The sequence below is a fragment of the Methylobacterium nigriterrae genome (assembly GCF_037106235.1).
GTDB lineage: Bacteria > Pseudomonadota > Alphaproteobacteria > Rhizobiales > Beijerinckiaceae > Methylobacterium > Methylobacterium nigriterrae.
In genome coordinates this window covers 1-286 of record NZ_JBAWTG010000757.1, presented here as the reverse complement: position 1 = coordinate 286, position 286 = coordinate 1, and the positions used below count along the sequence as shown (strand labels likewise).

The window sequence follows — 286 nt, the reverse complement described above, 5'->3', positions numbered from 1 at the left end:
CCCGCTGGCGCTCCAGTTTCACCGAGGCGAAGACGCTGATCGGCAGTCCCACCGTGGCCTGATCGACCAGCGCGACGTAGCCCTTGAGGATGCCGGCGTCCTCCAGCATCCGGATGCGACGCAGGCACGGCGAGGCCGACAGGCCGACGCGGCCAGCGAGATCCTGGATCGTCACGCGTCCATCGCGCTGGAGTTCCGCAAGGATCTTCCGGTCTATCACATCGATCCGCCGCTCTTGCATGATGCTCCTCGAAAACGGCGGTCGATTGTGGAATCCTGCTAAAAG

General features: G+C 64.0%; 1 protein-coding gene. It reads right to left on the bottom strand.

The features are described from left to right. On the bottom strand, positions 1 to 241 hold a 241-nt coding region (locus WDW90_RS39025), incomplete at its 3' end, for an Lrp/AsnC family transcriptional regulator (protein WP_336492988.1). Between the last annotated feature and the right edge of the window lie 45 nt (positions 242 to 286).